Origin of the sequence: Rhodococcoides kyotonense, assembly GCF_900188125.1 — a bacterium.
GTDB classification, from domain to species: domain Bacteria; phylum Actinomycetota; class Actinomycetes; order Mycobacteriales; family Mycobacteriaceae; genus Rhodococcoides; species Rhodococcoides kyotonense.
In genome coordinates this window covers 64,283-86,308 of sequence record NZ_FZOW01000020.1, presented here as the reverse complement: position 1 = coordinate 86,308, position 22,026 = coordinate 64,283, and the positions used below count along the sequence as shown (strand labels likewise).

At 63.8% G+C, this 22,026-nt stretch carries 29 protein-coding genes; 25 read left to right on the top strand and 4 right to left on the bottom strand.

What is annotated here, in order from left to right:
- From CHB96_RS25215 to map, 15 genes are all read left to right on the top strand, one after another.
- The coding region (locus CHB96_RS25215; protein ID WP_089251476.1) for a glycosyltransferase family 2 protein at nt 1–852 on the top strand (852 nt) is incomplete at its 5' end.
- A 242-nt stretch (nt 853–1,094) separates the two neighbouring features.
- Nucleotides 1,095–2,015, top strand: a complete 921-nt coding sequence (locus CHB96_RS25210; protein WP_089251474.1) for a glycosyltransferase family 2 protein — start codon at nt 1,095–1,097, stop codon at nt 2,013–2,015.
- A 155-nt stretch (nt 2,016–2,170) separates the two neighbouring features.
- Nucleotides 2,171–2,539, top strand: coding sequence for a 50S ribosomal protein L14 (gene rplN, locus CHB96_RS25205; protein ID WP_068432300.1), 369 nt, complete (start codon nt 2,171–2,173; stop codon nt 2,537–2,539).
- Entirely contained in the window at nt 2,540–2,857 is a 318-nt protein-coding gene (gene rplX / locus CHB96_RS25200; RefSeq protein ID WP_068432297.1) for a 50S ribosomal protein L24, read from the top strand.
- A gap of 1 nt (nt 2,858) precedes the next feature.
- The gene (rplE, locus tag CHB96_RS25195; RefSeq protein ID WP_089251472.1) at nt 2,859–3,422 is read left to right on the top strand and encodes a 50S ribosomal protein L5; all 564 of its coding nucleotides are present in this window, start codon (nt 2,859–2,861) and stop codon (nt 3,420–3,422) included.
- A 4-nt stretch (nt 3,423–3,426) separates the two neighbouring features.
- Nucleotides 3,427–3,612 (top strand): type Z 30S ribosomal protein S14, encoded by a 186-nt coding sequence (locus CHB96_RS25190; protein ID WP_019663559.1) that lies wholly within the window; start codon nt 3,427–3,429, stop codon nt 3,610–3,612.
- Nucleotides 3,613–4,059: 447 nt separating this feature from the next.
- Nucleotides 4,060–4,458 (top strand): 30S ribosomal protein S8, encoded by a 399-nt coding sequence (gene rpsH, locus CHB96_RS25185; RefSeq protein ID WP_089251470.1) that lies wholly within the window; start codon nt 4,060–4,062, stop codon nt 4,456–4,458.
- Nucleotides 4,459–4,472: 14 nt separating this feature from the next.
- Nucleotides 4,473–5,012: a 50S ribosomal protein L6 gene (rplF, locus tag CHB96_RS25180; protein WP_089251468.1), complete on the top strand. Its 540-nt coding sequence runs from the start codon at nt 4,473–4,475 to the stop codon at nt 5,010–5,012.
- A 1-nt stretch (nt 5,013) separates the two neighbouring features.
- On the top strand, nt 5,014–5,427 hold the full coding sequence (gene rplR, locus CHB96_RS25175) for a 50S ribosomal protein L18 (protein ID WP_089251466.1): 414 nt from the start codon (nt 5,014–5,016) through the stop codon (nt 5,425–5,427).
- 31 nt (nt 5,428–5,458) lie between these two features.
- Nucleotides 5,459–6,121: a 30S ribosomal protein S5 gene (gene rpsE, locus CHB96_RS25170; protein ID WP_089251464.1), complete on the top strand. Its 663-nt coding sequence runs from the start codon at nt 5,459–5,461 to the stop codon at nt 6,119–6,121.
- The gene (rpmD, locus tag CHB96_RS25165) at nt 6,121–6,300 is read left to right on the top strand and encodes a 50S ribosomal protein L30 (protein WP_019663565.1); all 180 of its coding nucleotides are present in this window, start codon (nt 6,121–6,123) and stop codon (nt 6,298–6,300) included. The genes rpsE and rpmD overlap by 1 nt, the downstream gene beginning before the upstream one ends.
- 2 nt (nt 6,301–6,302) lie before the next feature.
- Nucleotides 6,303–6,746: a 50S ribosomal protein L15 gene (gene rplO, locus CHB96_RS25160; RefSeq protein WP_089251462.1), complete on the top strand. Its 444-nt coding sequence runs from the start codon at nt 6,303–6,305 to the stop codon at nt 6,744–6,746.
- 332 nt (nt 6,747–7,078) lie between these two features.
- Nucleotides 7,079–8,401 (top strand): preprotein translocase subunit SecY, encoded by a 1,323-nt coding sequence (secY, locus tag CHB96_RS25155; protein ID WP_089251460.1) that lies wholly within the window; start codon nt 7,079–7,081, stop codon nt 8,399–8,401.
- On the top strand, nt 8,398–8,952 hold the full coding sequence (locus CHB96_RS25150) for an adenylate kinase (RefSeq protein WP_089251458.1): 555 nt from the start codon (nt 8,398–8,400) through the stop codon (nt 8,950–8,952). The genes secY and CHB96_RS25150 overlap by 4 nt, the downstream gene beginning before the upstream one ends.
- On the top strand, nt 8,952–9,749 hold the full coding sequence (map, locus tag CHB96_RS25145; RefSeq protein WP_089251456.1) for a type I methionyl aminopeptidase: 798 nt from the start codon (nt 8,952–8,954) through the stop codon (nt 9,747–9,749). The genes CHB96_RS25150 and map overlap by 1 nt, the downstream gene beginning before the upstream one ends.
- 159 nt (nt 9,750–9,908) lie before the next feature.
- On the opposite strand, the gene dtd is transcribed toward map, so the two are convergent.
- A complete protein-coding gene (gene dtd, locus CHB96_RS25140; protein WP_089251454.1) occupies nt 9,909–10,346 on the bottom strand; it encodes a D-aminoacyl-tRNA deacylase in 438 nt (145 codons plus the stop codon).
- Between the two features lie 224 nt (nt 10,347–10,570).
- On the opposite strand from dtd, the gene infA reads away from it, so the two are divergent.
- The 9 genes from infA (at nt 10,571) to CHB96_RS25095 (ending at nt 15,919) form a co-directional block, all read left to right on the top strand.
- A complete protein-coding gene (infA, locus tag CHB96_RS25135) occupies nt 10,571–10,792 on the top strand; it encodes a translation initiation factor IF-1 (RefSeq protein WP_005140011.1) in 222 nt (73 codons plus the stop codon).
- Between the two features lie 109 nt (nt 10,793–10,901).
- The gene (rpmJ, locus tag CHB96_RS25130) at nt 10,902–11,015 is read left to right on the top strand and encodes a 50S ribosomal protein L36 (protein WP_025347279.1); all 114 of its coding nucleotides are present in this window, start codon (nt 10,902–10,904) and stop codon (nt 11,013–11,015) included.
- 199 nt (nt 11,016–11,214) lie between these two features.
- Nucleotides 11,215–11,589 carry a 30S ribosomal protein S13 gene (gene rpsM, locus CHB96_RS25125; RefSeq protein ID WP_068432265.1) on the top strand — a complete coding sequence of 125 codons (375 nt, stop codon included), beginning with the start codon at nt 11,215–11,217 and terminating at the stop codon, nt 11,587–11,589.
- Nucleotides 11,589–12,002 (top strand): 30S ribosomal protein S11, encoded by a 414-nt coding sequence (gene rpsK, locus CHB96_RS25120; RefSeq protein WP_089251450.1) that lies wholly within the window; start codon nt 11,589–11,591, stop codon nt 12,000–12,002. Before rpsM ends, rpsK begins: the two co-directional genes overlap by 1 nt.
- A gap of 21 nt (nt 12,003–12,023) precedes the next feature.
- A complete protein-coding gene (gene rpsD / locus CHB96_RS25115; RefSeq protein WP_089251448.1) occupies nt 12,024–12,629 on the top strand; it encodes a 30S ribosomal protein S4 in 606 nt (201 codons plus the stop codon).
- Nucleotides 12,630–12,757: 128 nt separating this feature from the next.
- Complete coding sequence (locus CHB96_RS25110) at nt 12,758–13,822, top strand: DNA-directed RNA polymerase subunit alpha (RefSeq protein ID WP_089251446.1); 1,065 nt, start codon at nt 12,758–12,760, stop codon at nt 13,820–13,822.
- Nucleotides 13,823–13,856: 34 nt separating this feature from the next.
- Nucleotides 13,857–14,429: a 50S ribosomal protein L17 gene (gene rplQ, locus CHB96_RS25105; protein ID WP_089251444.1), complete on the top strand. Its 573-nt coding sequence runs from the start codon at nt 13,857–13,859 to the stop codon at nt 14,427–14,429.
- Between the two features lie 7 nt (nt 14,430–14,436).
- Entirely contained in the window at nt 14,437–15,327 is an 891-nt protein-coding gene (truA, locus tag CHB96_RS25100; RefSeq protein ID WP_089251442.1) for a tRNA pseudouridine(38-40) synthase TruA, read from the top strand.
- A gap of 22 nt (nt 15,328–15,349) precedes the next feature.
- The gene (locus CHB96_RS25095) at nt 15,350–15,919 is read left to right on the top strand and encodes an NADPH-dependent FMN reductase (protein WP_089251440.1); all 570 of its coding nucleotides are present in this window, start codon (nt 15,350–15,352) and stop codon (nt 15,917–15,919) included.
- Here CHB96_RS25095 and eccE read toward each other — a convergent pair.
- The gene (gene eccE, locus CHB96_RS25090; protein WP_245866164.1) at nt 15,907–17,589 is read right to left on the bottom strand and encodes a type VII secretion protein EccE; all 1,683 of its coding nucleotides are present in this window, start codon (nt 17,587–17,589) and stop codon (nt 15,907–15,909) included. The genes CHB96_RS25095 and eccE overlap by 13 nt on opposite strands.
- Nucleotides 17,590–17,719: 130 nt before the next feature.
- Between eccE and eccB the strand changes: the two genes are divergently transcribed.
- Complete coding sequence (gene eccB / locus CHB96_RS25085; protein ID WP_089251438.1) at nt 17,720–19,171, top strand: type VII secretion protein EccB; 1,452 nt, start codon at nt 17,720–17,722, stop codon at nt 19,169–19,171.
- On the opposite strand, the gene mycP is transcribed toward eccB, so the two are convergent.
- Nucleotides 19,113–20,564, bottom strand: coding sequence for a type VII secretion-associated serine protease mycosin (mycP, locus tag CHB96_RS25080; RefSeq protein ID WP_371829052.1), 1,452 nt, complete (start codon nt 20,562–20,564; stop codon nt 19,113–19,115). The genes eccB and mycP overlap by 59 nt on opposite strands.
- On the bottom strand, nt 20,561–21,982 hold the full coding sequence (gene eccD / locus CHB96_RS25075; protein WP_089251434.1) for a type VII secretion integral membrane protein EccD: 1,422 nt from the start codon (nt 21,980–21,982) through the stop codon (nt 20,561–20,563). The genes mycP and eccD overlap by 4 nt, the downstream gene beginning before the upstream one ends.
- Nucleotides 21,983–22,026: the final 44 nt, after the last annotated feature.

The window sequence follows — 22,026 nt, the reverse complement described above, 5'->3', positions numbered from 1 at the left end:
GCAGCAGACACATCACGAGGAAGACAGCCATCGGCGTCAGAGCGAAAACGAGTCAAACTCCTGCATCGACGAACAACTCCAGTATCACTGAGCGACAACGGTTCGACCGACGGCCTGCGCTCGTACATCGAGAGTCGTGCGGCCACGACGTCACACGAACTGACCTGGGTCGACGCATCGCACGTGCGAGGTGCGTCGTACGCGCGGAACGTCGGCGCAGCACGGGCGCGAGGCGAGCTGCTCGTGTTCTGTGACGCCGACGATCGGGTGCACGTCGACTGGTTGCGGTGGCTCGTCGACCGTGCCCGCTCGGCGGACATCGTCAGTTGCGCTGTAGAAACCGAAACGATCAACCCGCCTGCCGTTCACAAATGGCGACCTCTGTATCCGAGCGACAAGCGTTTTCACGCCCGATTCCTACCGTTCGTGTTCGGAGCCGGTTTCGCCGTGGACCGCGCGCTGTACATGCACGTCGGAGGCTGCGACGAAACCCTGGTCCATGGTGGTGAAGACGTAGATCTGAGCTGGCGAATACAACTTGCCGGCGGGACGTTGGCGCACGAGAAGCGATCTGTCGTCGCGTACAGGAGCCGCGCCACATTGCGCGGACTGTGGCACCAGACGCGACGGTACGGCGTTGCGGACGCTCGTCTGTTCAAGAGCTACCGGGGATACGGGATGCCACGCGCGACCTGGTCCGACCTGTTCTGGACAGTGGTCACCCTTCTTGTGAACAATCCGCTTGTGCCGCAATCGCTTTCCCGGATCGATCGGGGCAGGTGGGTGTCGCTGGTGGCGTTCTTGGTCGGCAACTGGCAAGGCTCGGTTCGTCATCGCGTTCTCTACTTCTGACTCGGGTGAGTATCGGTCTCGCGACTGGACGCGCGCGTGGCGCTCGAAAATCGGTCGAATGATTCGTCGACGACCGGAAATCAAGGATTCGTATCGGTGCGGGCGCCTGGAATCGTTCAATGGACGAATTCAATTCGATTGAATTCGGCATGAGATGCGGAATTCGGGGTACGTCGTTTAGTGTCGAATCGTTCTCGTGATCCGACCATCGATTTCCAGCTATCGACTCGATCGGGGTTTCCATGACCGACCTGCACGCACCCGCGGATTCGGAATCCGAACTCGATAGCGGTGCAATTCTGGTCTCGGTCGTCATTCCTGCCATGAATTCGCTGCCGGATCTCGACGATCAGTTGGACAGCCTGACGAAGCAGAACTACGACGGACCGGTCGAGGTCATCGTGGCCGACAACGGCTCGGACGACGGCCTCGTCGACCACGTCCGCGAGTACGCTCGCAGGGACCTTCTCGACGTGCGATGGGTGGATGCGTCGGGTACCGCCGGCGCGTCGTACGCGCGTAACCAGGGCGCGAATGCTGCACGCGGGGAGTTTCTTGCGTTCTGCGACGCGGATGACGTCGTGCATCCGGACTGGTTGACGACGTTGGTGGATCTCGCGCAGACGAACGACGTGGTGGGCACCGCGGTGGAGACGGAGTCGATCAATACTCCCCGTGCGCTCGACTGGACACCGACCTCTCCGCCCGAGACGCAGGGCAAGACGACATTTCTACCTTTTGCGATCGGTGCGAGTTTCGGATGCTGGGCGTCCGTCTATCGAGCGCTCGGCGGAATGTCGTGTGAATTGCAAGCCAGCGAAGACGTCGAATTCTGCTGGCGTGCGCAATTGAAGGGCTACACACTTGCCTTCGCACAAAAACAACTGGTCGGGTATCGCTTACGTGATCGCCTTGTTCCACTGATCAAGCAGTCGTACAGATTGGGTTACGGCTTCGCTCAGGTACAAGGCATCTATCGCGCGCAGGGATGTCCGCCTGTTCACTTGCGGCGTGCGATGCGGTGGTGGGGACTTCTGCTCCTCGGCAATCCGCTCGTGCCGCGCTTCGTCACGAAGATATCCAGAGGACAATGGCTGCGCGCCGTCGCGGCGCATGTCGGCGAAGTACGCGGGGGAGTGAAGTACCGCACTTTCGTATGGTGACGGACCGCGATTTGGAATCGGCTTCGCACTTCCCTACACTTGACCAGTTGCCTGTCGCAGCGGTGTGCCTTCGTGTGCCCGCGCAGACGGCAGCCGACCGCGCGTGTCGGGACGGAAATCCGGCACGTATGCACATCCAGGTCTAGGAGAAGTTAGTGATTCAGCAGGAGTCGCGAGTACGCGTTGCTGATAACACGGGCGCGAAGGAAATCCTTTGCATCCGCGTTCTCGGTGGCTCGTCACGTCGCTACGCCGGAATCGGCGACGTCATCGTAGCTACGGTGAAGGACGCCATCCCCGGTGGCAACATCAAGAAGGGTGAGGTCGTCAAGGCCGTCATCGTCCGCACTGTCAAGGAGCGTCGCCGTCCGGATGGCTCGTACATCCGTTTCGACGAGAACGCTGCCGTGCTCATCAAGGCGGACAACGATCCCCGTGGAACTCGTATCTTCGGCCCGGTTGGCCGCGAGCTCCGCGAGAAGAAGTTCATGAAGATCGTCTCGCTCGCCCCGGAGGTGCTGTAAATGAAGGTGCACAAGGGCGACACCGTTCTCGTGATCGCAGGCAAGGACAAGGGCGCCAAGGGCAAGGTCATCCAGGCTTACCCGGCTGACTCCAAGGTCCTCGTCGAGGGCGTGAACCGCATCAAGAAGCACACCGCGGTCTCCGCGAACCAGCGTGGCGCCTCCTCGGGCGGCATCGTCACGCAGGAAGCCCCGATCCACGTATCGAACGTCGCGGTCATCGACTCGGACGGAAATCCCACTCGCGTGGGATACCGGACCGACGAAGAGACCGGCAAGCGCGTTCGGATTTCCCGGAAGAACGGGAAGGACATCTGAGATGACTACCACTGAGAACACGCAGCCTCGGCTGAAGGCGCGCTACCGCGCCGAGATCAAAGACGCCCTCAACACCGAATTCGCATACGAGAACGTCATGCAGATCCCCGGTGTCGTGAAGGTCGTCGTCAACATGGGCGTCGGCGACGCTGCCCGTGACGCGAAGCTCATCAACGGTGCGGTTGCCGACCTCGCTGCGATCACCGGTCAGAAGCCGGAGATCCGCAAGGCTCGCAAGTCCATCGCACAGTTCAAGCTCCGTGAAGGAATGCCCATCGGCGCCCGCGTCACGCTGCGCGGTGACCGCATGTGGGAGTTCCTGGACCGCTTGACCTCCATTGCCCTTCCCCGAATCAGGGACTTCCGCGGCCTCAGCGGCACGCAGTTCGACGGCAACGGCAACTACACGTTCGGCCTCAACGAGCAGTCGATGTTCCACGAGATCGACGTGGACAAGATCGATCGTCCGCGCGGCATGGACATCACTGTGGTGACCACCGCAACCAACAACGAAGAAGGCCGCGCGCTGCTCAAGCACCTCGGCTTCCCGTTCAAGGAGAACTGAGTCCATGGCTAAGAAGGCATTGGTCAACAAGGCCAACAAGAAGCCGAAGTTCGCTGTGCGTGGCTACACGCGCTGCAACCGCTGCGGCCGTCCCCACTCGGTGTTCCGCAAGTTCGGCCTGTGCCGTATCTGCGTTCGCGAGATGGCGCACCGCGGTGAGCTCCCCGGCGTTCACAAGAGCTCCTGGTGATCTGAGGCCTTCGGGCCTCATCGCACCACGCTGACGGGCGTGGGTTCCGAAAGGAACCCACGCCCGTCTTTGCGTTGTGCGTCCGTGCGTGGGTAGTCGGTGCAGGTTCCTACCATGCGCACACGGGCGATGTCGAACCGCGATTTGGAGATCGCAGGTCGATTGCCTACACTTGGGCGGTTGCCCGGGCTTCGTCGTGCCTGCACACGAGCCCTTGCAATATTGACGCAACCTCGAGTCTTCCACGCGGGAGCTCGTAACACCTGGCAGTGCAGCGATGCATTGCTTGGAGCGCAACCCCTGACCGGCAACAGTCGGTCAGGACATGTTCACTTCGCTGTAGGCCCACGATGTGACGAGCCAGGCCCTCCAGGTCTTCGGACCCAGGGGCACCAGCCCGCACGTGCTGCATGGGAACCGCTGCGAGAAAGGTGCACAGGTCACACCATGACGATGACCGATCCAATCGCAGACTTCTTGACCCGTCTGCGCAACGCCAACTCGGCGTACCACGACCAGGTGAAGCTTCCTCACTCGAAGCTGAAGGCGAACATCGCCGAGATCCTGAAGCGCGAGGGCTACATCGCCGATTACCGTACCGAGGATGCCGAGGTGGGCAAGACCCTCGTCGTCGACCTCAAGTACGGACCCAGCCGTGAGCGCAGCCTCGCCGGCGTGCGTCGCATCTCGAAGCCCGGTCTTCGTGTGTACGCGAAATCCACCAATCTGCCCAAGGTTCTCGGCGGCCTGGGCGTGGCGATCATCTCCACGTCCACCGGTCTGCTCACAGAGCGTCAGGCGGCCAAGCAGGGTGTGGGCGGAGAAGTCCTCGCCTACGTCTGGTAGGGGAGGCCACCACCATGTCACGTATTGGAAAATTGCCGGTCGCGGTTCCCGCGGGCGTCGACATCACGATCGACGGCCAGAACGTCGCGGTCAAGGGCCCCAAGGGTGCTCTCAACCTGACGATCGCCGAGCCCATCCAGATCGCCCGCGCCGAGGACGGCAGCATCGCCGTCACCCGTCCGGACGACGAGCGTCGTAGCCGCTCGCTGCATGGCCTCTCGCGCACCCTCGTTGCGAACCTCATCACCGGTGTCACCAACGGTTACACCACCAAGATGGAGATCCACGGCGTCGGTTACCGCGTCGTCCTCAAGGGCAGGGACCTCGAGTTCGCACTCGGGTACAGCCATCCCGTGCTGATCGAAGCACCGGAAGGCATCACGTTCACGGTGGAGTCGCCCACGCGATTCACCATCAGCGGCATCGACAAGCAGGCAGTCGGCCAGATCGCTGCCAATATCCGTCGTCTGCGGCGTCCGGACCCGTACAAGGGCAAGGGCATCCGCTACGAGGGTGAAGTCATCCGCCGCAAGGTCGGAAAGACGGGTAAGTGATATGAGCCAGCAGACAACAGACAAGGCGAAGGTCGACCGCACGCCTCGCGGAACCGACGTCTCGACGAAGCGTCGCCTGTCGAAGGCGCGCCGCCACTTCCGCCTTCGCAAGAAGATCTCCGGAACGCCCGAGCGTCCCCGGTTGGTCGTCAACCGTTCCTCGCGCCACATCCACGTCCAGATCGTGGACGACCTCGCGGGCCACACGCTGGCCAGCGCGTCGACCATCGAAGCAGACGTGCGTGCGCTGGACGGCGACAAGAAGGCGCAGAGCGCGAAGGTCGGCGAGCTGATCGCCGGTCGCGCGAAGGCAGCCGGAATCGACACGGTCGTCTTCGACCGTGGCGGCAACACCTACAGCGGCCGCATCGCCGCTCTGGCAGATGCTGCCCGCGAAGGCGGGTTGGCATTCTGATGATGACTATCGACAACGGAAGGACAGCCTGATGCCGGGACGTCAACGGCGTGACGGCGGAAACGGCCCCGCCGGACAGAACAGTGGACCGAACAGCGGCGGCGACAATCGCGGTGACAACCGTGGTGGACGCGACCGTCGTGACAACTCGCGTGGCGGAAACGCTGCCGAGAAGTCGAACTTCATCGAGCGCGTAGTCGCGATCAACCGCGTCTCCAAGGTCGTCAAGGGTGGTCGTCGCTTCAGCTTCACCGCTCTCGTCATCGTCGGAGACGGCAACGGCTTGGTCGGCGTCGGCTACGGCAAGGCCAAGGAAGTTCCCGCGGCGATCCAGAAGGGCGTCGAGGAAGCACGCAAGGGCTTCTTCCGCGTTCCCATGATCGGCGGCACCATCACGCACCCCGTTCAGGGTGAAGCTGCAGCAGGCATCGTCATGCTCCGTCCGGCCAGCGCCGGTACCGGTGTCATCGCCGGTGGTGCTGTTCGCGCCGTGCTGGAGTGCGCCGGAATCCACGACGTGCTGTCGAAGTCGCTCGGTAGCGACAACGCCATCAACGTCGTCCATGCCACCGTGCAGGCTCTGAAGGAACTGCAGCGTCCCGAGGAAGTCGCGGCTCGCCGTGGCCTGACCCTCGAAGAGGTTGCTCCCGCAGGCATGCTCCGTGCGCGTGCACAGGCAGGAGCGGTGAAGTAATGGCACAGCTGAAGGTCACTCAGATCAAGAGCACCATCGGCCAGAAGTCGAACCAGCGGGACAGCCTGCGGACCCTCGGTCTCAAGGGCATTCGTCAGTCGGTCGTCCGTGAGGACACCCCGCAGACTCGCGGACTGGTCAACGTTGTGCGCCACCTCGTAACTGTTGAGGAGGTCTAACCATGACCATCAAACTGCACCACCTGCGTCCCGCCCCCGGATCCAAGTCGGCCAAGATTCGCGTCGGCCGTGGTGAAGGCGGCAAGCGCGGCAAGACCGCCGGTCGCGGTACCAAGGGAACCGGCGCACGCAAGAACGTGCCGGCGCGTTTCGAGGGCGGCCAGATGCCCCTGCAGATGCGTCTGCCGAAGCTGCGAGGCTTCACCAACCCGAACCGCGTCGTGTTCCAGGTCGTGAACCTGCGCGACATCGAGCGGCTGTTCCCCGAGGGTGGCCAGATCAGCATCGCTGACCTGATCGCCAAGGGCGCAGTGCGCAAGAACGAGCCCGTCAAGGTGCTCGGCGACGGCAAGATCTCGGTCAAGGTCGAGATCTCCGCCAACAAGTTCACCGGCTCCGCCAAGGAAAAGATCGCCGCTGCCGGCGGTTCTGCAACCGAGGTCTAGCCTGCTTCGGCTCCCACTCGACGAGTGGGAGCCGAGTGAGCACACCGACAGATGGCCGCAGTGCACTGCCTCTCGGGGCCTCGCGCTGCGGCCATCTGCGACTTACCGGGTCGGTGAAACGACGCTTCCAGGGCAGCCTCGAAGGTGCCCGACCGGGTAGCGCGCCGACTGACCGTCAGTCGGTTGGCGCCGCACTGTTAGAGTTCTAGAGTTCACTTTCATTGCTTTCATGCGGACGATTCATGTTGTCCGCTGTCCATGGTCGAAGCTCGGCCGGACCGAATCCGGTCCGACGGATCTCGACGCCAACGCGCCTTGTGCCAGGAGGATCTTTGCTTTCCGCCTTCGTGTCGGCCCTCAGGACTCCTGACCTGAGACGGAAGATCCTCTTCACCCTCGGATTGGTGGCTCTGTATCGCTTCGGCGCTACGCTGCCGTCTCCGGGCGTCGACTACGCCAACGTCCGAGCATGTATCGATCAGGTCTCCGGTGGTGACCAGGCGGGTATCTACTCGCTGATCAACCTGTTCTCCGGTGGCGCGCTTCTGCAATTGTCGGTGTTCGCGATCGGCATCATGCCGTACATCACGGCCAGCATCATCGTCCAGTTGCTGACGGTCGTCATCCCCAAGTTCGAGGAACTCCGCAAGGAGGGCCAAGCGGGCCAGGCGAAGATGACCCAGTACACCCGCTACCTGTCGATCGCACTCGCGATCCTGCAGGCGACGGGTCTCGTCGCACTGGCGTCGCGCGGACAGCTGCTGCAGGGCTGCCAACAGGACATCATCGCCGATCAGAGCATCTTCGGTCTGATCATCATCGTGCTCGTCATGACCGCAGGTGCAGCCGTCGTCATGTGGTTCGGCGAGGTCATCACCGAACGCGGCGTCGGCAACGGTATGTCGCTGCTGATCTTCGCCGGCATCGCGTCGCGCATCCCGTCCGAGGGCAAGTCCATCCTGGACAGCCGCGGTGGACTGGTCTTCGGCCTCGTCTGCGTGGCAGCCTTCCTGATCATCGCCGGCGTCGTGTTCGTCGAGCAGGGACAACGCCGCATCCCGGTGCAGTACGCCAAGCGCATGGTCGGCCGCAAGATGTACGGCGGGTCGTCGACGTATCTGCCGTTGAAGGTCAACCAGGCAGGTGTCATCCCGGTGATCTTCGCGTCGTCACTTCTGTACCTCCCCAACTTGATCGCCCAGCTCACGTCCGCCAGTACCGCGACGGATCCGAGTTGGTGGCAGCGAATCATCAACGAGTACCTGGTGAACCCGGCGAACCCGGTGTACATCGCCATCTACTTCGGTCTCATCGTCTTCTTCACCTACTTCTACGTCGCCATCACCTTCAATCCGGAGGAGCGCGCAGACGAGATGAAGAAGTTCGGTGGGTTCATCCCCGGCATCCGTCCGGGACGGCCGACCGCCGACTACTTGAACTACGTGCTCAGCCGCATCACATTGCCGGGCGCGATCTATCTGGGCACCATCGCCGTGCTGCCCAACCTGTTCCTCGACATCGGAAGTTCGGGCGGCGCGCAGAACCTGCCGTTCGGCGGCACGGCTGTGCTCATCATGGTGAGCGTCGGCCTCGATACCGTGAAGCAGATCGAAAGTCAGCTGATGCAGCGTAACTACGAAGGGTTCCTCAAGTGAGACTCGTTCTTCTTGGTCCTCCCGGTGCCGGCAAGGGCACCCAGGCAACGATCCTGTCGGAGAAGTTGGGCGTTCCCCACATCTCCACCGGTGATCTGTTCCGTGCGAACATCAGTGAGAAGACCCCGCTCGGCGTCGAGGCGAAGAAGTACCTCGATGCGGGAGACCTCGTTCCGAGCGAGCTGACGGTGGACATGGTTCGCAGCCGGCTCTCCGAGCCGGACGCCGTCAACGGATTCCTGCTCGACGGTTTTCCGCGTTCGGTCAACCAGGCGGAGTCGCTCGTCGGCATCCTGGCAGATCTGGGCGCCAAGCTCGACGGTGTGCTGTCCTTCGTCGTGGACGAGGATGTCGTCGTCGAACGGATGCTGTCGCGCGGTCGTGCAGACGACAAGGAGGACGTCATCCGCAACCGTCTCAACGTCTACCGCGACGAGACCGCTCCGCTGTTGAACTACTACGCAGACGCGATCGTCACGGTCGACGCCATCGGTGAGGTCGACGAAGTCAGTTCACGCGCTCTGAAAGCTATCGAGGGTCTCGACAAATAATGGCGTTCGGTCGTAAGCGCAAGGTAGTACCGTTCCGCAGCCCGGGAGAGCTCGACGCCATGGCTGCGGCCGGTGCTGTCGTCGGCGCTGCATTGGTTGCTGTGCGTGATGCGGCGAAGCCTGGAGTCTCGACGCTCGAGCTCGATCGGGTGGCCGAAGCCGTGATCCGCGACGCGGGTGCCGTGCCGTCGTTCCTCGGATACCACGGTTTCACCGGCAGCATCTGTTCGTCGGTCAACGATCGTGTCGTGCACGGCATTCCAACGGCCGAGGACATTCTCGTCGAAGGCGATCTCGTCTCGATCGACTGTGGAGCGATTCTCGAAGGCTGGCACGGCGATTCGGCTTGGACGTTCGGTGTCGGCACCATCATCGAAGCCGACGAGTTGCTCAGTGAGGCGACGCGGTTGTCGATGGAGGCAGGTATCGCGGCGATGATCGCAGGCAATCGTCTGACGGATGTGTCGCATGCAATCGAGAACGGTACCCATGCCGCCGAGAAGGCGCACGGCCGCAAGTACGGCATCGTCGACGGTTACGGCGGGCACGGCATCGGCCGCGAAATGCACATGGAGCCGTTCCTCGCGAACGAGGGTGCACCGGGCAAGGGACCCGAACTGGTCGTCGGATCGACGCTTGCAATCGAACCCATGCTCACACTCGGTACTTACGAGACCGAAATCCTGGCCGACGACTGGACGGTGGTCACCACCGACGGTTCGCGTGCCGCCCACTGGGAACACACCGTCGCGGTCACCGAGGACGGGCCGCGGATCCTGACGCTGCGTCCGGAGTAGCAGGCCTAGGGGTGAGCGAATGGCGCCCTCGCTCACTCTGAGTGACCGAATGTCACCCTCGCTCGCGGGGCGCGGCCGAGCTCGGGTGAGCGAATGACGCCCTGGCTCACTCTGAGTGACCGAATGTCACCCTCGCTCGCGGGGGGACCGGTGACGTAATCACACTTCGATCGACACGGTGACCGGTCCGTCGTTGACCAGGGCCACCTTCATGTGCGCGCCGAATCGACCGGTCTCGACGGTGGCACCGTGGGCACGTAAACGATCGACTACTCGCGCGACGAGCGGTTCCGCCGCAGCACCCGGCGCGGCCTGATTCCACGACGGACGTCGACCTTTGGCGGTGTTCGCATACAGCGTGAACTGGCTGATGACCAGTAGAGGAGCGCCGACGTCGGAGGCGGATTTCTCGCCGTCGAGAATTCGCATTTTCCACACCTTGTCGGCGACAGCATCGCTCTGTTCCGCAGTGTCGGTGTGTGTTGCACCGACGAGTACCACGAGGCCCTGTTGTCCGTCGGACAGAGCGAGTGAGCCGACCACAGCGTCGTCTACCTGGACCGATGCCGAAGATACTCGTTGGATGAGCGCACGCATGCACGTAGCTTGCCATCAGCGATCGAACGTCATTTGGCCTGGTGGGACTTTGCCGGTAACATAGGTCGACGGTGCGCTCTGCGTACCGGTTGTCCGCATGCCTGCGTGAGCCGGCGCTCGTGCGACCGGTTGGCTTCGTCGGCTTTCACGTCGGCGGGCAGTGAGCATCACGGTAACGGAAACAGATGCAATCAACCAGGCGTAGAGCCAGGGACGCGGAGGATATGGCTAAGAAAGACGGTGCCATCGAGGTCGAGGGCCGGGTCGTCGAACCCCTGCCCAATGCGATGTTTCGCATTGAGCTGGAGAACGGCCACAAGGTGCTCGCACACATCAGCGGAAAGATGCGCCAGCACTACATTCGTATCCTCCCAGAGGATCGCGTCGTAGTGGAGCTTTCTCCGTACGACCTCACGCGTGGGCGCATCGTTTACCGCTACAAGTAAAAAGCTTCTCCGGCCAGGTCCGGTCGGAGAGAACCATGCCCGTGATTCACCGGATGCCTCCAGAGGCGACAGTGCGGTGCGCGCGGGCTACACACAGGAGATCAGCGACGTGAAGGTTCAGCCGAGCGTCAAGAAGATCTGCGAAAAGTGCAAGGTGATTCGTCGTAACGGACGAGTCATGGTCATCTGCGACAACCTGCGTCACAAGCAGCGTCAGGGATAACCACCGAGCATTCGCGTTTCTGCTTGGCACATAGCTAGAAGAAGACCTCTCAGCACCAACCGCGACACTCGCGTTGCGGCACACCCCCGGCACGGAGGCCGGGGCCCCACTGAGTTTTGGAAAACCTCGGTTTTTCGCAGTACAGAGGCACAGGGGACGGACTGGGAGCAGACCTCCGGAACAAGATAAGGATTGCCAAATGGCACGTCTCGCAGGTGTGGATCTTCCGCGCGAAAAGCGCATGGAGATCGCACTGACCTACATCTACGGCATCGGCCGTACCCGCTCGAAGGAGATCCTCGACGCAACCGGCATCAGCCCGGACCTGCGCAGCAAGGATCTGTCCGACGAAGATCTGACGAAGCTCCGCGAGTACATCGAGGAGTCCCTCAAGGTCGAGGGCGACCTGCGCCGCGAGGTTCAGGCCGACATCCGTCGCAAGATCGAAATCGGCTGCTACCAGGGCCTTCGCCACCGTCGTGGTCTGCCCGTCCGTGGACAGCGCACCAAGACCAATGCGCGCACCCGTAAGGGACCGAAGCGCACCATTGCCGGCAAGAAGAAGGCGAAGTAATGCCCCCTAAAGCACGCGGTACCGGTCCGAAGAAGACGCAGAAGGCGCGTCGCAGGGACAAGAAGAACGTCCCGCACGGATCTGCGCACATCAAGAGCACGTTCAACAACACGATCGTGTCGATCACCGACCCGGCAGGAAACGTCATCTCGTGGGCGTCCTCGGGCCACGTGGGCTTCAAGGGCTCGCGTAAGTCGACTCCGTTCGCCGCACAGCTCGCAGCCGAGAACGCTGCGCGCAAGGCGCAGGAGCACGGCGTCAAGAAGGTCGACGTGTTCGTCAAGGGTCCCGGCTCAGGCCGTGAGACCGCAATCCGCTCGCTTCAGGCCGCTGGCCTGGAGGTCGGCACCATCTCCGATGTCACCCCCCAGCCGCACAACGGTTGCCGTCCGCCGAAGCGGCGTCGGGTCTAGCGGGAAGGAAAGGTTTAGAAAATGGCACGTTATACCGGTCCTGCTACCCGCAAATCGCGTCGTCTGCGCGTCGACCTCGTCGGAGGAGACCAGGCGTTCGAGCGTCGTCCCTACCCGCCCGGCCAGCACGGTCGCGCGCGGATCAAGGAGAGCGAATACCTGCTCCAGCTGCAGGAGAAGCAGAAGGCACGCTTCACCTACGGCGTCATGGAGAAGCAATTTCGTCTCTACTACAAGGAAGCCAACAAGCGCCCCGGCAAGACCGGTGAGAACTTGTTGACCATCCTCGAGACTCGTCTCGACAACGTGATCTACCGTGCCGGACTGGCACGTACGCGTCGTCAGGCACGCCAGCTGGTCACGCACGGTCACTTCCTCGTGAACAACCAGCGAGTGGACATCCCCAGCTACCGGGTCTCGCAGTACGACATCATCGATGTCCGCGAGAAGTCCGCACAGACTCTGCCGATCCAGATCGCTCGCGAGAGCTACGGCGATCGTCCGGTTGCATCGTGGCTGCAGGTCGTCCCGAACCGTCTTCGCATCCTGGTTCACCGGGTACCGGAGCGCGCACAGATCGACGTGCCGCTCCAGGAGCAGCTCATCGTCGAGTACTACTCGAAGTAACACTCGAAGCGCAGCTTCAGAGTGTAAAAGTGGCGGGGCAAAGCCCCTCGGAGCCCTCTCGGGGGTCTTCGGGGGCGGAGCCCCCGATGGACGTCAAATAGCGGACGTCCGTACAGGAGGAACACAACATGCTCATTTCACAGCGCCCGACGTTGACCGAAGAGGTCATCGCCGACAACCGCTCGAAATTCGTCATCGAGCCGCTCGAGCCTGGCTTCGGTTACACCCTCGGCAACTCGCTCCGCCGTACCCTGCTGTCGTCGATCCCCGGCGCTGCTGTCACCAGCATCCGTATCGACGGCGTTCTCCACGAATTCACCACCGTCCCCGGAGTGAAGGAAGACGTCACCGACATCATCCTGAACCTCAAGGGACTCGTCGTGAGCTCCGAAGAGGACGAGCCGGTCACCATGTACGTCCGCAAGCAGGGCCCCGGCTCTGTGACCGCAGGCGACATCGTTCCCCCGGCCGGCGTCACGGTGAACAACCCGGATCTGCACATCGCGACCCTGAACGACAAGGGCAAGTTGGAGATCGAGCTCGTCGTCGAGCGCGGTCGCGGCTACGTCCCCGCCGTTCAGAACAAGGCGTCCGGCGCCGAGATCGGCCGTATCCCGGTCGACTCGATCTACTCGCCGGTCCTCAAGGTCACCTACAAGGTGGAGGCCACCCGCGTCGAACAGCGCACCGACTTCGATCGGCTCGTTCTCGACGTGGAGACCAAGAACTCCATCACCGCGCGGGACGCGCTCGCTTCGGCGGGCAAGACCCTGGTTGAGCTCTTCGGCCTCGCCCGTGAGCTGAACGTCGAAGCAGAAGGAATCGAGATCGGACCCTCGCCCGCCGAGGCCGATCACATTGCTTCCTTCGGACTCCCCATCGAGGATCTGGACCTGACGGTCCGTTCCTACAACTGCCTCAAGCGCGAGGGTGTTCACACCGTCGGCGAGCTGGTTGGTCGTACCGAGTCCGATCTGCTGGACATCCGTAATTTCGGACAGAAGTCCATCGACGAGGTGAAGGTCAAGCTGCATTCGCTCGGCCTCTCGCTGAAGGACAGCCCCGCGTCCTTCGATCCGACCACCGTGCCCGGATACGACGCCACCACGGGAACGTGGAGCGACACCGATGCCGGTTCTTTCTCGGACACCGAGGGAACCGAGCAGGACTACGCCGAGACAGAACAGCTGTAATCAGCTCGCTGGAGCTCTTACTAGGAGATTCATCATGCCCAAGCCCACCAAGGGCCGCCGTCTCGGCGGGTCGGCGTCGCACCAGAAGGCCATCCTGGCCAACCTGGCGACGGCACTCTTCGAGCACGGTCGCATCACGACCACCGAGTCGAAGGCCAAGCGCCTTCGTCCGCACGCCGAGAAGCTCGTCACCCACGCCAAAAAGGGTGACCTGGCACATCGCCGTGAGGTCTTGAAGACCATCAACAACAAAGATGTCGTACACAAGCTCTTCGCCGAGATCGGGCCTTTCTTCGCCGATCGCGACGGTGGCTACACGCGCATCATCAAGACCGTCCCCCGCAAGGGTGACAACTCGCCGATGGCCATCATCGAGCTCGTCAACGAGCAGACGGTGTCCAACGAAGCAGATCGCGCGCGCCGTGTGAAGGCTTCGCAGGCTGCACCCGCTGCCGAGGCACCGGCTGAGGACAACGTCGTCGAGGCTGTCGAAGCCGACGCGACGGAGGCCGAAGCGGACAACGCCGACGCAGTCGTCGACGCCATCGAGGACGAGTCCGCCACTGCTGCGGACGCATCCGAGGCAGAAAAAGCCAAGAAGGACTAGTTTCCTCTTGACGTCTTCGACAGACCGAAGCGGACCCGTCGTTCCCACTGGGAGCGGCGGGTCCGCTTTTTCGGTCTCCCACAGATACCGTCTCGACATCTCGTACGACGGGACCGACTTCTCCGGCTGGGCACGACAGCCCGGCATCCGCACGGTGTGCGGAGTTCTGGAAGAAGCCTTCTCGACGGTATTGCGCGAGCCGGTCGAGCTGACCGTCGCCGGCCGCACCGATGCAGGGGTACATGCGAGCGGGCAGGTTGCGCACTTCGATGTCGCCGGTGTCATCGAGGAGCCGGAACGACTGATACGACGCATGGCCCGATTCCTGCCACAGGACGTCCGCGTCAAGCGGATCACATCGGTGCCCGACGAATTCGACGCCCGCTTCTCCGCGCTGCGACGCCACTACGAATATCGTTTCAGTACAGCGCGTTACGGCGTCGACCCGTTGGACGTGCGCGGTATCGTTTCGTGGCCGCGAGATATCGACCTCGCCGCGATGCGCGACGCGTCCGCGCGCCTCCTGGGGCTCCACGACTTCGCCGCGTTCTGCAAACGGCGTGACGGCGCGACCACTGTGCGTGAAGTACAAAGATTCGATTGGGAACGCGTCGGAGATCAGGTCACGGCTTTCGTCAGCGCCGACGCGTTCTGCTGGTCGATGGTTCGCAGCCTCGTCGGCGCGATCCAAGCGGTGGGGGAGGGCCGTCGAACCCCGGAGTGGACCGCCGCCCTGCTCGAGACTCGGGACCGTTCGAGTTCGGTGACGGTGGCACCCGCACACGGATTGTCGCTCGTTCGGGTGGACTACCCGGCAGCGGAGGACCTCGCGGCACGCAACCGCGCGACCCGCGAAGTACGGGGGACCATTCCGCCGACCGCGACAGGGTGTTGCTGAAGGGCCCGATACGCTGGGTGATATGACGAGGAGCGGCGGTTCGGTGAAGTTGGCGGTCATCGTTGCCAGTGTCCGGCCGGAGCGGGTCGGGCCCGTCGTCGCGCAGTGGTTCCTCAGCCGCGTCGCGGAGCGTTCCGACTTCGACGTCACCACACTGGATTTGCTCGACTTCGATCTACCCACGAATCTGAGCCCGTCGACCGATGGTGAGCGATTCGCCGCCGCAGTGGACGCTGCCGATGCGTTCGTCGTGGTGACTCCCGAGTACAACCACGGTTATCCAGCGTCGTTGAAGACCGCTCTCGACAGCGTCAAACACCAATGGCGCGGCAAGCCGATCGGTTTCGTGTCCTACGGCGGCATGGCAGGCGGGTTACGGGCAGCCGAGCAACTGCGTCAGGTCGTCGCCGAACTTCACATGGTCTCGGTACGGACCGGTGTCGGATTTCACCGGGTACGCACAGCGTTCGACGACCGAGGATCGACGACGGACCGCGTCGCGCACGATGCGTCGTCGAAGATGCTCGATCAATTGCATTGGTGGGCAACGGCATCGAAGGCGCAGCGCGTCGTCGATCCTTATCCCGGCTGAGCGGCAGGTACCGGTCGAACGCTCCGCGGCCGCCCGATGAACGCGGTCTCCTGCGCGATGGTGACCAGGACCAGTTCGATATCGGCAGAACCTGTGCGCACGAACACGCGGTCGCCCGTGGCGCCGGGCTGGACGATACTGAGGTCGGGGTCCGGCATCGGAGTGCGAGGCAGATGCTCCGTGAGGATCATCGTCGTCACCCCGTCGTGCGGACGTCTGTCGGCAGGCAGTGATGCGTCGACGTAGTCGTGCACGACGACGTCGAAACCGACATCGGTGCGGAACGGGCCTCCCTCGATACTCAGGCGGTCCGGAGTTGCCACCGAATCGACCAGCGGGGCCCAGGCATGTGTTCGGTCGGTTCTGATCAGAATGCGCGCACCTGTAGCGACCGCTCGGAACACCACTTGCTGCGCCAGATACAGCTCACCCGAGACGAGAACCGTAGCGAGATCGGGTCCGTGAACTCGGACGGCGATTCCGAGTCCCGCGATATCGGATCCTACGAGCTGCCCGCAGCCGCTGACAGGCAGCCTGAGACGTCCGATCCGTTCGTACGACATCTCGCGTACCGGCTGCTCGTGGCCGAAGGCAGTGATTCCGAGCGGAAGTGACGTCAGCAGAGACTCGCGATGACGGCCGTTCATCGACACTGCGCCCGGTATGTGCGGCGCGGGTCGAGGGCCCCGCGAAACGAATCTGCATTCGCCGTCGACACGAACCGTGTCCGGTCCTGTGCCCGGAGTGAGTCGGAGGGAGACGGTCGTGGAGACCGATGGCACGGACCAGACGTCGGCCAGGACCGCGGAGTCGAGCCGCCGCGCATCGAGTCCGTAGCCGGTGGTCGACACCCCGGGAAGTGGTGCAGCCGACCAGCTCTCGGTGAGTGCGTCCGCGTCGACTCCGCGACACAGCGTCGACGCCATCGACCCGATGTCGGCGGACGTCAGTACTCGGGAGTTCGTGCCGCTGCCGGCCAAGGCCCGCGACACCCGTTCGGTGGCGATGCCGATCGCGCGCGCGGCTCCGGTGCGTCCTCCTCCTCGTGCATCGATAGCGAGTCGATTGGAACCGATGTCCAGTGACACCGATATCCACACTCGCCGAGTCGCGACGGCGGGCAATGGACCGATGAGCCGCTCGTAGACATCGGTCGCAGGAGAGCCCGAGTCCGTCCGCGTGCCGTGCGAGACCACGCCGATGCCACTGAGTGAAATGTCATGTTGGCGTAAGCATTCGGCGAGTACTGCTAGGTCGATCAAAGAATCGGTGCGTGCTTCGGACCGCCCCAGCTTTGTGACGACACCTCGCGGCGGCGCCAGTTCGAGAACACATGTTGCCTGTCTGCCGTGCCAATGCACTCCGAACGAGCGGCCGTCGTTCTCGGTGCGATGGGTGGTGGACCCGAAATCGGGGACTCGACGACCGACGAAGCGCGCGATGGTCCACAGCCAGTCGATCACCCCGCGACCGGCAACGGCGACGAACGGAAGTACCGCGATCACGGCCAGCGACCAGATCGCGACAGCGGGTGAAATGCCCAGCGCCACAGCGGTGGCCGCGGAGAGCGCCGACACCGACTCCAGCCACACCACCCGTGACGGACTGGGCATGCGGAATGCGAACCGGCGATCGGTGAACGTCGCGCGTCGACGCGTGGACGTGGACATGGCAGACCGATCCTCCCCCCGAAGGCGTGCAGTCGAGTACAGGCGACCCCGACTCATGCAAGGCACTGTACTGTGTCGGCCGGGGAAACGGCTCGGGGGGTCGAGTCGAACGCGGCGCAGGGGAGGCTTCGTGGCGGCTACGCCGACAACGAAATGGCAGGTCGGCGGGTATCGATTTCTCGTCCGGCGGATGGAACACGCGCTGGTGCGCCGTGACGTGCGGATGTCGCACGATCCGATGCGATCGCAGTCCCGCGCGCTGTCGGTCGGTGTGGTGATCGCGTGCATCGGCCTCGCCGGATGTGCTGCCCTGGCACTGCTGAGACCTCAGGACAAGATCGGGGATTCGACGATCGTCGTGGCGAAAGGTTCGGGCGCCATGTTCGTTCGCGTCGACGAGTCCTTCCATCCGGTGCTGAACCTCGCATCGGCGAGATTGATCGTGGGAAGACCCGAGACCCCGACGATCGTCGCGGAATCCGAGTTGGATGGTCGACCCCGTGGTTCGCTCGTCGGCATCCCCGGTGCACCCTCGGCGCTCCCGCAGGACGACGACGCGGCCGCGCAAGCGTGGAGTGTGTGCGACACCCTCGGCAGTACTGGAGGGGTGACCGCGACGACGGTGATCGTCGGAGATCCGTTGTACAGCAACGAGACAGCGCCGCTCAGTGAGGACGAAGCGTTCCTGTGGCAGACATCGGACGGTACGTTTCTCGTCTACGGCGGTGTTCGCGCCCGGATCGATCTCGGGAATCGCGCCGTGGTTCGAGCTCTGGGTCTCGACGACGCCGTCCCGTCGTCCGTCAGTCCCGGTGTCGCCGACGCGATCCCGGTGGCCCCGCCGATCACTCCGCCGTTCATACCGCGTGCAGGCGAGTTGCCGTCGTACCCCTTGGCCGGAAAGACGATCGGGTCCGTCGTCAAAGTGTCCGGTGTCGACGTTCGGTACTACGTGGTGCTGGAGAACGGTATTCAATCGATCACGGAGTCGACTGCGCAGTTGATCACGTTCGCCGATTCTCAGGGCAACCAACAGATCGATTCGCTTTCGCCGGATGTTCTGTCGCAAGCGCCCACGGTCGCGAACCTTGCAGTCGAGACGTTTCCGGTCGTCGCGCCGTCCATCGTCGACACCGAAACCGCTCCAGTCGGGTGTGTGACATGGGTTCCGATGTCGGCAACCGACGGCGGTCCGACGGCTCGTATCGTGACTTCCGCGGGCAGTGCGCTGCCGCTGGCTGCGGAGGCGCAGCCGGTTCGACTTGCTCAGGCGGACGGTGGTGGACCTGCGGCCGACGCGGTGTATCTGGCACCGGGGAGCGGGGGATTCGTCCGGACGACGGGGATAGAGCCGAACAGTACGCGTCGGGATGCGTCGTTCTTCGTGGCCGACACGGGTGTGAGATTCGGTGTGCCGGATGCGGAGTCGGCGACGGCGCTCGGATTGGTCACCCCGGTGGACGCCCCGTGGCAAATCGTGGAACTGCTCGGGATCGGCCCCGTGTTGAGCCGCTCGGCCGCGCTCACGGCACACGATGGAGTCGATCCGAACCCGAACGCTGCCGCGCTCCCCGTGAAGTAACCGCGCCACGGTGTGAGCGCAACGGAACGGATATCCCGAGACCGAGTAGAAGAAGTACGCCGACCCCGGCGGTTCCCCACAGTGCCGCGGACCGAGGGCGAAGGTCCGGGGGATCGGGTAGGGCCGGAGCCGCAACGGCGACCGGGGCCGCAGCGGCAATGGCAGGCATGCCGTCGACCTCCGCGGTGACGGCCGCGAGAGGATCGACGACGCCGTTGCCGATCAACGGGTTCCACCCTTCCGCAGGCTTGTGTGCTGTGGCTTCGATGCGTTCGATGACCTGCGCTGCGGTGAGTTCGGGCCGGTGAGATCGGACGAGTGCGGCGATCGCCGAAACGAGCGGGGCGGCGAAGCTCGTCCCTTGAATCGGGTGGACGTTTCCTTGGTTGTCGATTGTCCCGTCGGTGAGGCCGTGTCCGGTCGGCGACAACGATGTCATCGCGGTGCCGGGTGCCGCGACGTCGACCCACGGCCCTGCGAGTGTGAAGCTCGACGGCGCGCCGTCGGGATCGACCGAGCCGACCGTCAACACTTGGTCGTCGAACCATGCAGGCGTTGCGATCGTCGCTGTTCGATTCCATTGATCCGCATAGGGATCGACCGGATCGGGTAGAGGGTTCTGCGCGCTGCACTGGCCTGCACCCGCGCCTCCTGTATTACCCGCGGCGGCCACGACGACGACGTCCTTGACTCGGGCCGCGTAGTCGATCGCGGCGCCCAGAGGGCCGTCGGCGATGCCACCCGACGCCGGCACACAGGCGACTTCGGAAATGTTGATGACGGTGGCGCCGAGGTCCGCCGCGGTGCGTACCGCACGAGCCATCGTCATGACATTGCCGTAGCCCGTCGAGTTCTCGGCAAGCGGTCGTTCTTGTTCCTCGGGCGTTCTTTCTTTCTGAAACGCATTGCTGGACTGTCGAATGGACACGATCTGCGCCTCGGGTGCACCGCCGGCGAATCCGCTACCCGGTTCGGTCCGAGCAGCGATGAGGCCGGCCACGACAGTGCCGTGCGCGTCGCAGTCGGACAACCCGTCACCGGTGTAGACGTAATCGCCGCCCGGACGAAGCCCTGGCAAGCGTGCATGTGGGGTGACTCCGGTGTCGATGACGGCCACCAGCTGGCCGGCACCGCGAGTGATCGGCCACACCGCTTCGAAGTCCAGGGTGCGTTGTGCGGCGGGTAGCGCGGGACCGTCGACCGCCGATGTGACCGGCACACACGCGTTCCGCTGCTCGGTCGGGTCCGGCGGCATCGGTGGCGCGGGTTCCGGAAGCAGCGAGGCGTCGACGACAGGTCGCTGAGCTCCCGCGATGCCGACATCAGGGCCGAGGGCGACCACGAGCAGTGCTACGCCGGCCAGGCAACATCCGCGCAGTAGCCGAGCCGTCACAGCGCACGCATGGCCGAGTACAGCCCGCAGACCCAGCACGCGACAGGGACGATTCCGGCGATTGCTGCGTATTCGACGAGTTCGGCTGCTCGCCGGAGGACTGGTGAGTACTCCCGTCTCGGCACGACGGAGCCGAACAGAAGCGCCAGCACCGCGGCGGCGGTGGCGACGAGGAAGGTGGTCATCGGTTGCGACGTGAACCGAAGGATCGCTGCGGCGAGCAGACCGAGAACGACAGCAGCGCCGGCCGCGACCAGCGGTACCGCTTGATGTGCCTCGGCGAAGGTGCGTCCGCGGAGGAGGAGGACCGATGCCGTCAGTGCTGCGAGAGTGATTCCAGGCCAATAGGTGTCGCCCGTGTGCGTCGACGCTGCGACCAGCACTCCGACTGCGGTCACCAGAGATCCTGCGCAGACGAGTCCGGTCATGTAGCTGCGGGCATCGCGTGCCGTCACGTGCAGATCGTCGTACGACGACGCGTCGTCCTCGTCGTATGTGTCGAGAGGCGCGCCCGCCGTCGGTACCGGAGGAAGCGGTAGGCGGGCTTGCATCATCGACAGCCGCGGTGCGAACGTCAGTCCGGCCAGCGCGACGACTCCGGTCCCGCCGCCGATGGTCGCGATCGGTAGACCGGTGAATTCGGCGACTGCTCCGGCGATTCCGGCCATGAATGCGGTGACCGCAGTTCCGGTGAACAGCGCCGAGCCGTCTCCGCCGAGACGTAATGCCAAGACCGCGAACACGCCGACGGCGGTGGCGCCGAGCATCAGATGTGGAGCACCGAGTGGGATCGGAACGAACAAGACACCGGCGGTGCCGGCGAGGGTCACAGCACTGGCGGACAGGAAGACACCTGTGCGTCGATCGCGTCCGATACGGGTCGAGACAGAACCCGCCACGAGTAGCACCGTCGCGGTCGTCGCCACCAGGATCGCAAGAGCCGGTGCCTCGTCAGGGCTGCGACGAAGGGCTGTGAGCAATGCTCCCGAGCATCCGAGCACGAGTGCGACGGCGGCGACCACGAAACCGACGGTCTGTGCCGTCTTCGCCGACCACAACGACACACCGTCGGCGCCCGTCGTCGCGACCGCGAACATCAGATCGTCGAACAGCGGTGCCGGAGCCGGTGATTCGGCGTCACCGAGCACGAGCAACTCGCCGTCGCGTACACCGGACTCGTCGAGAGTCCGCGTGCCGGACAACGGCGGGCGACCGACGCGTCCGAGCACCAACGGTTGGCGACGCGCCGCCGGGGGCCCGCCTGATCGGCGTTCGAGGATGTCGACGATTCCCGGAAGCAGCAGGGCGAGTGGTACATCCGTCGGCAACGCCATGTCGACTTGTACCGATTCGGCGACGACGGTGAGCCTGCACAGGTCCATCGCCGCTGCCGCATGACCTGCCTGATCCCCCGCCATCGAATTCCCCCCGGAATCGTCGTCTCCAGGAACCTGCGTGCCTG

Bases quoted from the DNA above. Each gene is read 5' to 3' on its own strand.
- CHB96_RS25210 (WP_089251474.1), top strand. From the start codon at position 1,095: ATGACCGACCTGCACGCACCCGCGGATTCGGAATCCGAACTCGATAGC.
- rplX (WP_068432297.1), top strand. From the start codon at position 2,540: ATGAAGGTGCACAAGGGCGACACCGTTCTCGTGATCGCAGGCAAGGAC.
- rplE (WP_089251472.1), top strand. From the start codon at position 2,859: ATGACTACCACTGAGAACACGCAGCCTCGGCTGAAGGCGCGCTACCGC.
- CHB96_RS25190 (WP_019663559.1), top strand. From the start codon at position 3,427: ATGGCTAAGAAGGCATTGGTCAACAAGGCCAACAAGAAGCCGAAGTTC.
- rpsH (WP_089251470.1), top strand. From the start codon at position 4,060: ATGACGATGACCGATCCAATCGCAGACTTCTTGACCCGTCTGCGCAAC.
- rplF (WP_089251468.1), top strand. From the start codon at position 4,473: ATGTCACGTATTGGAAAATTGCCGGTCGCGGTTCCCGCGGGCGTCGAC.
- rplR (WP_089251466.1), top strand. From the start codon at position 5,014: ATGAGCCAGCAGACAACAGACAAGGCGAAGGTCGACCGCACGCCTCGC.
- rpsE (WP_089251464.1), top strand. From the start codon at position 5,459: ATGCCGGGACGTCAACGGCGTGACGGCGGAAACGGCCCCGCCGGACAG.
- rpmD (WP_019663565.1), top strand. From the start codon at position 6,121: ATGGCACAGCTGAAGGTCACTCAGATCAAGAGCACCATCGGCCAGAAG.
- rplO (WP_089251462.1), top strand. From the start codon at position 6,303: ATGACCATCAAACTGCACCACCTGCGTCCCGCCCCCGGATCCAAGTCG.
- map (WP_089251456.1), top strand. From the start codon at position 8,952: ATGGCGTTCGGTCGTAAGCGCAAGGTAGTACCGTTCCGCAGCCCGGGA.
- dtd (WP_089251454.1), bottom strand. From the start codon at position 10,346: ATGCGTGCGCTCATCCAACGAGTATCTTCGGCATCGGTCCAGGTAGAC.
- infA (WP_005140011.1), top strand. From the start codon at position 10,571: ATGGCTAAGAAAGACGGTGCCATCGAGGTCGAGGGCCGGGTCGTCGAA.
- rpsM (WP_068432265.1), top strand. From the start codon at position 11,215: ATGGCACGTCTCGCAGGTGTGGATCTTCCGCGCGAAAAGCGCATGGAG.
- rpsK (WP_089251450.1), top strand. From the start codon at position 11,589: ATGCCCCCTAAAGCACGCGGTACCGGTCCGAAGAAGACGCAGAAGGCG.
- rpsD (WP_089251448.1), top strand. From the start codon at position 12,024: ATGGCACGTTATACCGGTCCTGCTACCCGCAAATCGCGTCGTCTGCGC.
- CHB96_RS25110 (WP_089251446.1), top strand. From the start codon at position 12,758: ATGCTCATTTCACAGCGCCCGACGTTGACCGAAGAGGTCATCGCCGAC.
- rplQ (WP_089251444.1), top strand. From the start codon at position 13,857: ATGCCCAAGCCCACCAAGGGCCGCCGTCTCGGCGGGTCGGCGTCGCAC.
- CHB96_RS25095 (WP_089251440.1), top strand. From the start codon at position 15,350: ATGACGAGGAGCGGCGGTTCGGTGAAGTTGGCGGTCATCGTTGCCAGT.
- eccE (WP_245866164.1), bottom strand. From the start codon at position 17,589: ATGTCCACGTCCACGCGTCGACGCGCGACGTTCACCGATCGCCGGTTC.
- eccD (WP_089251434.1), bottom strand. From the start codon at position 21,982: ATGGCGGGGGATCAGGCAGGTCATGCGGCAGCGGCGATGGACCTGTGC.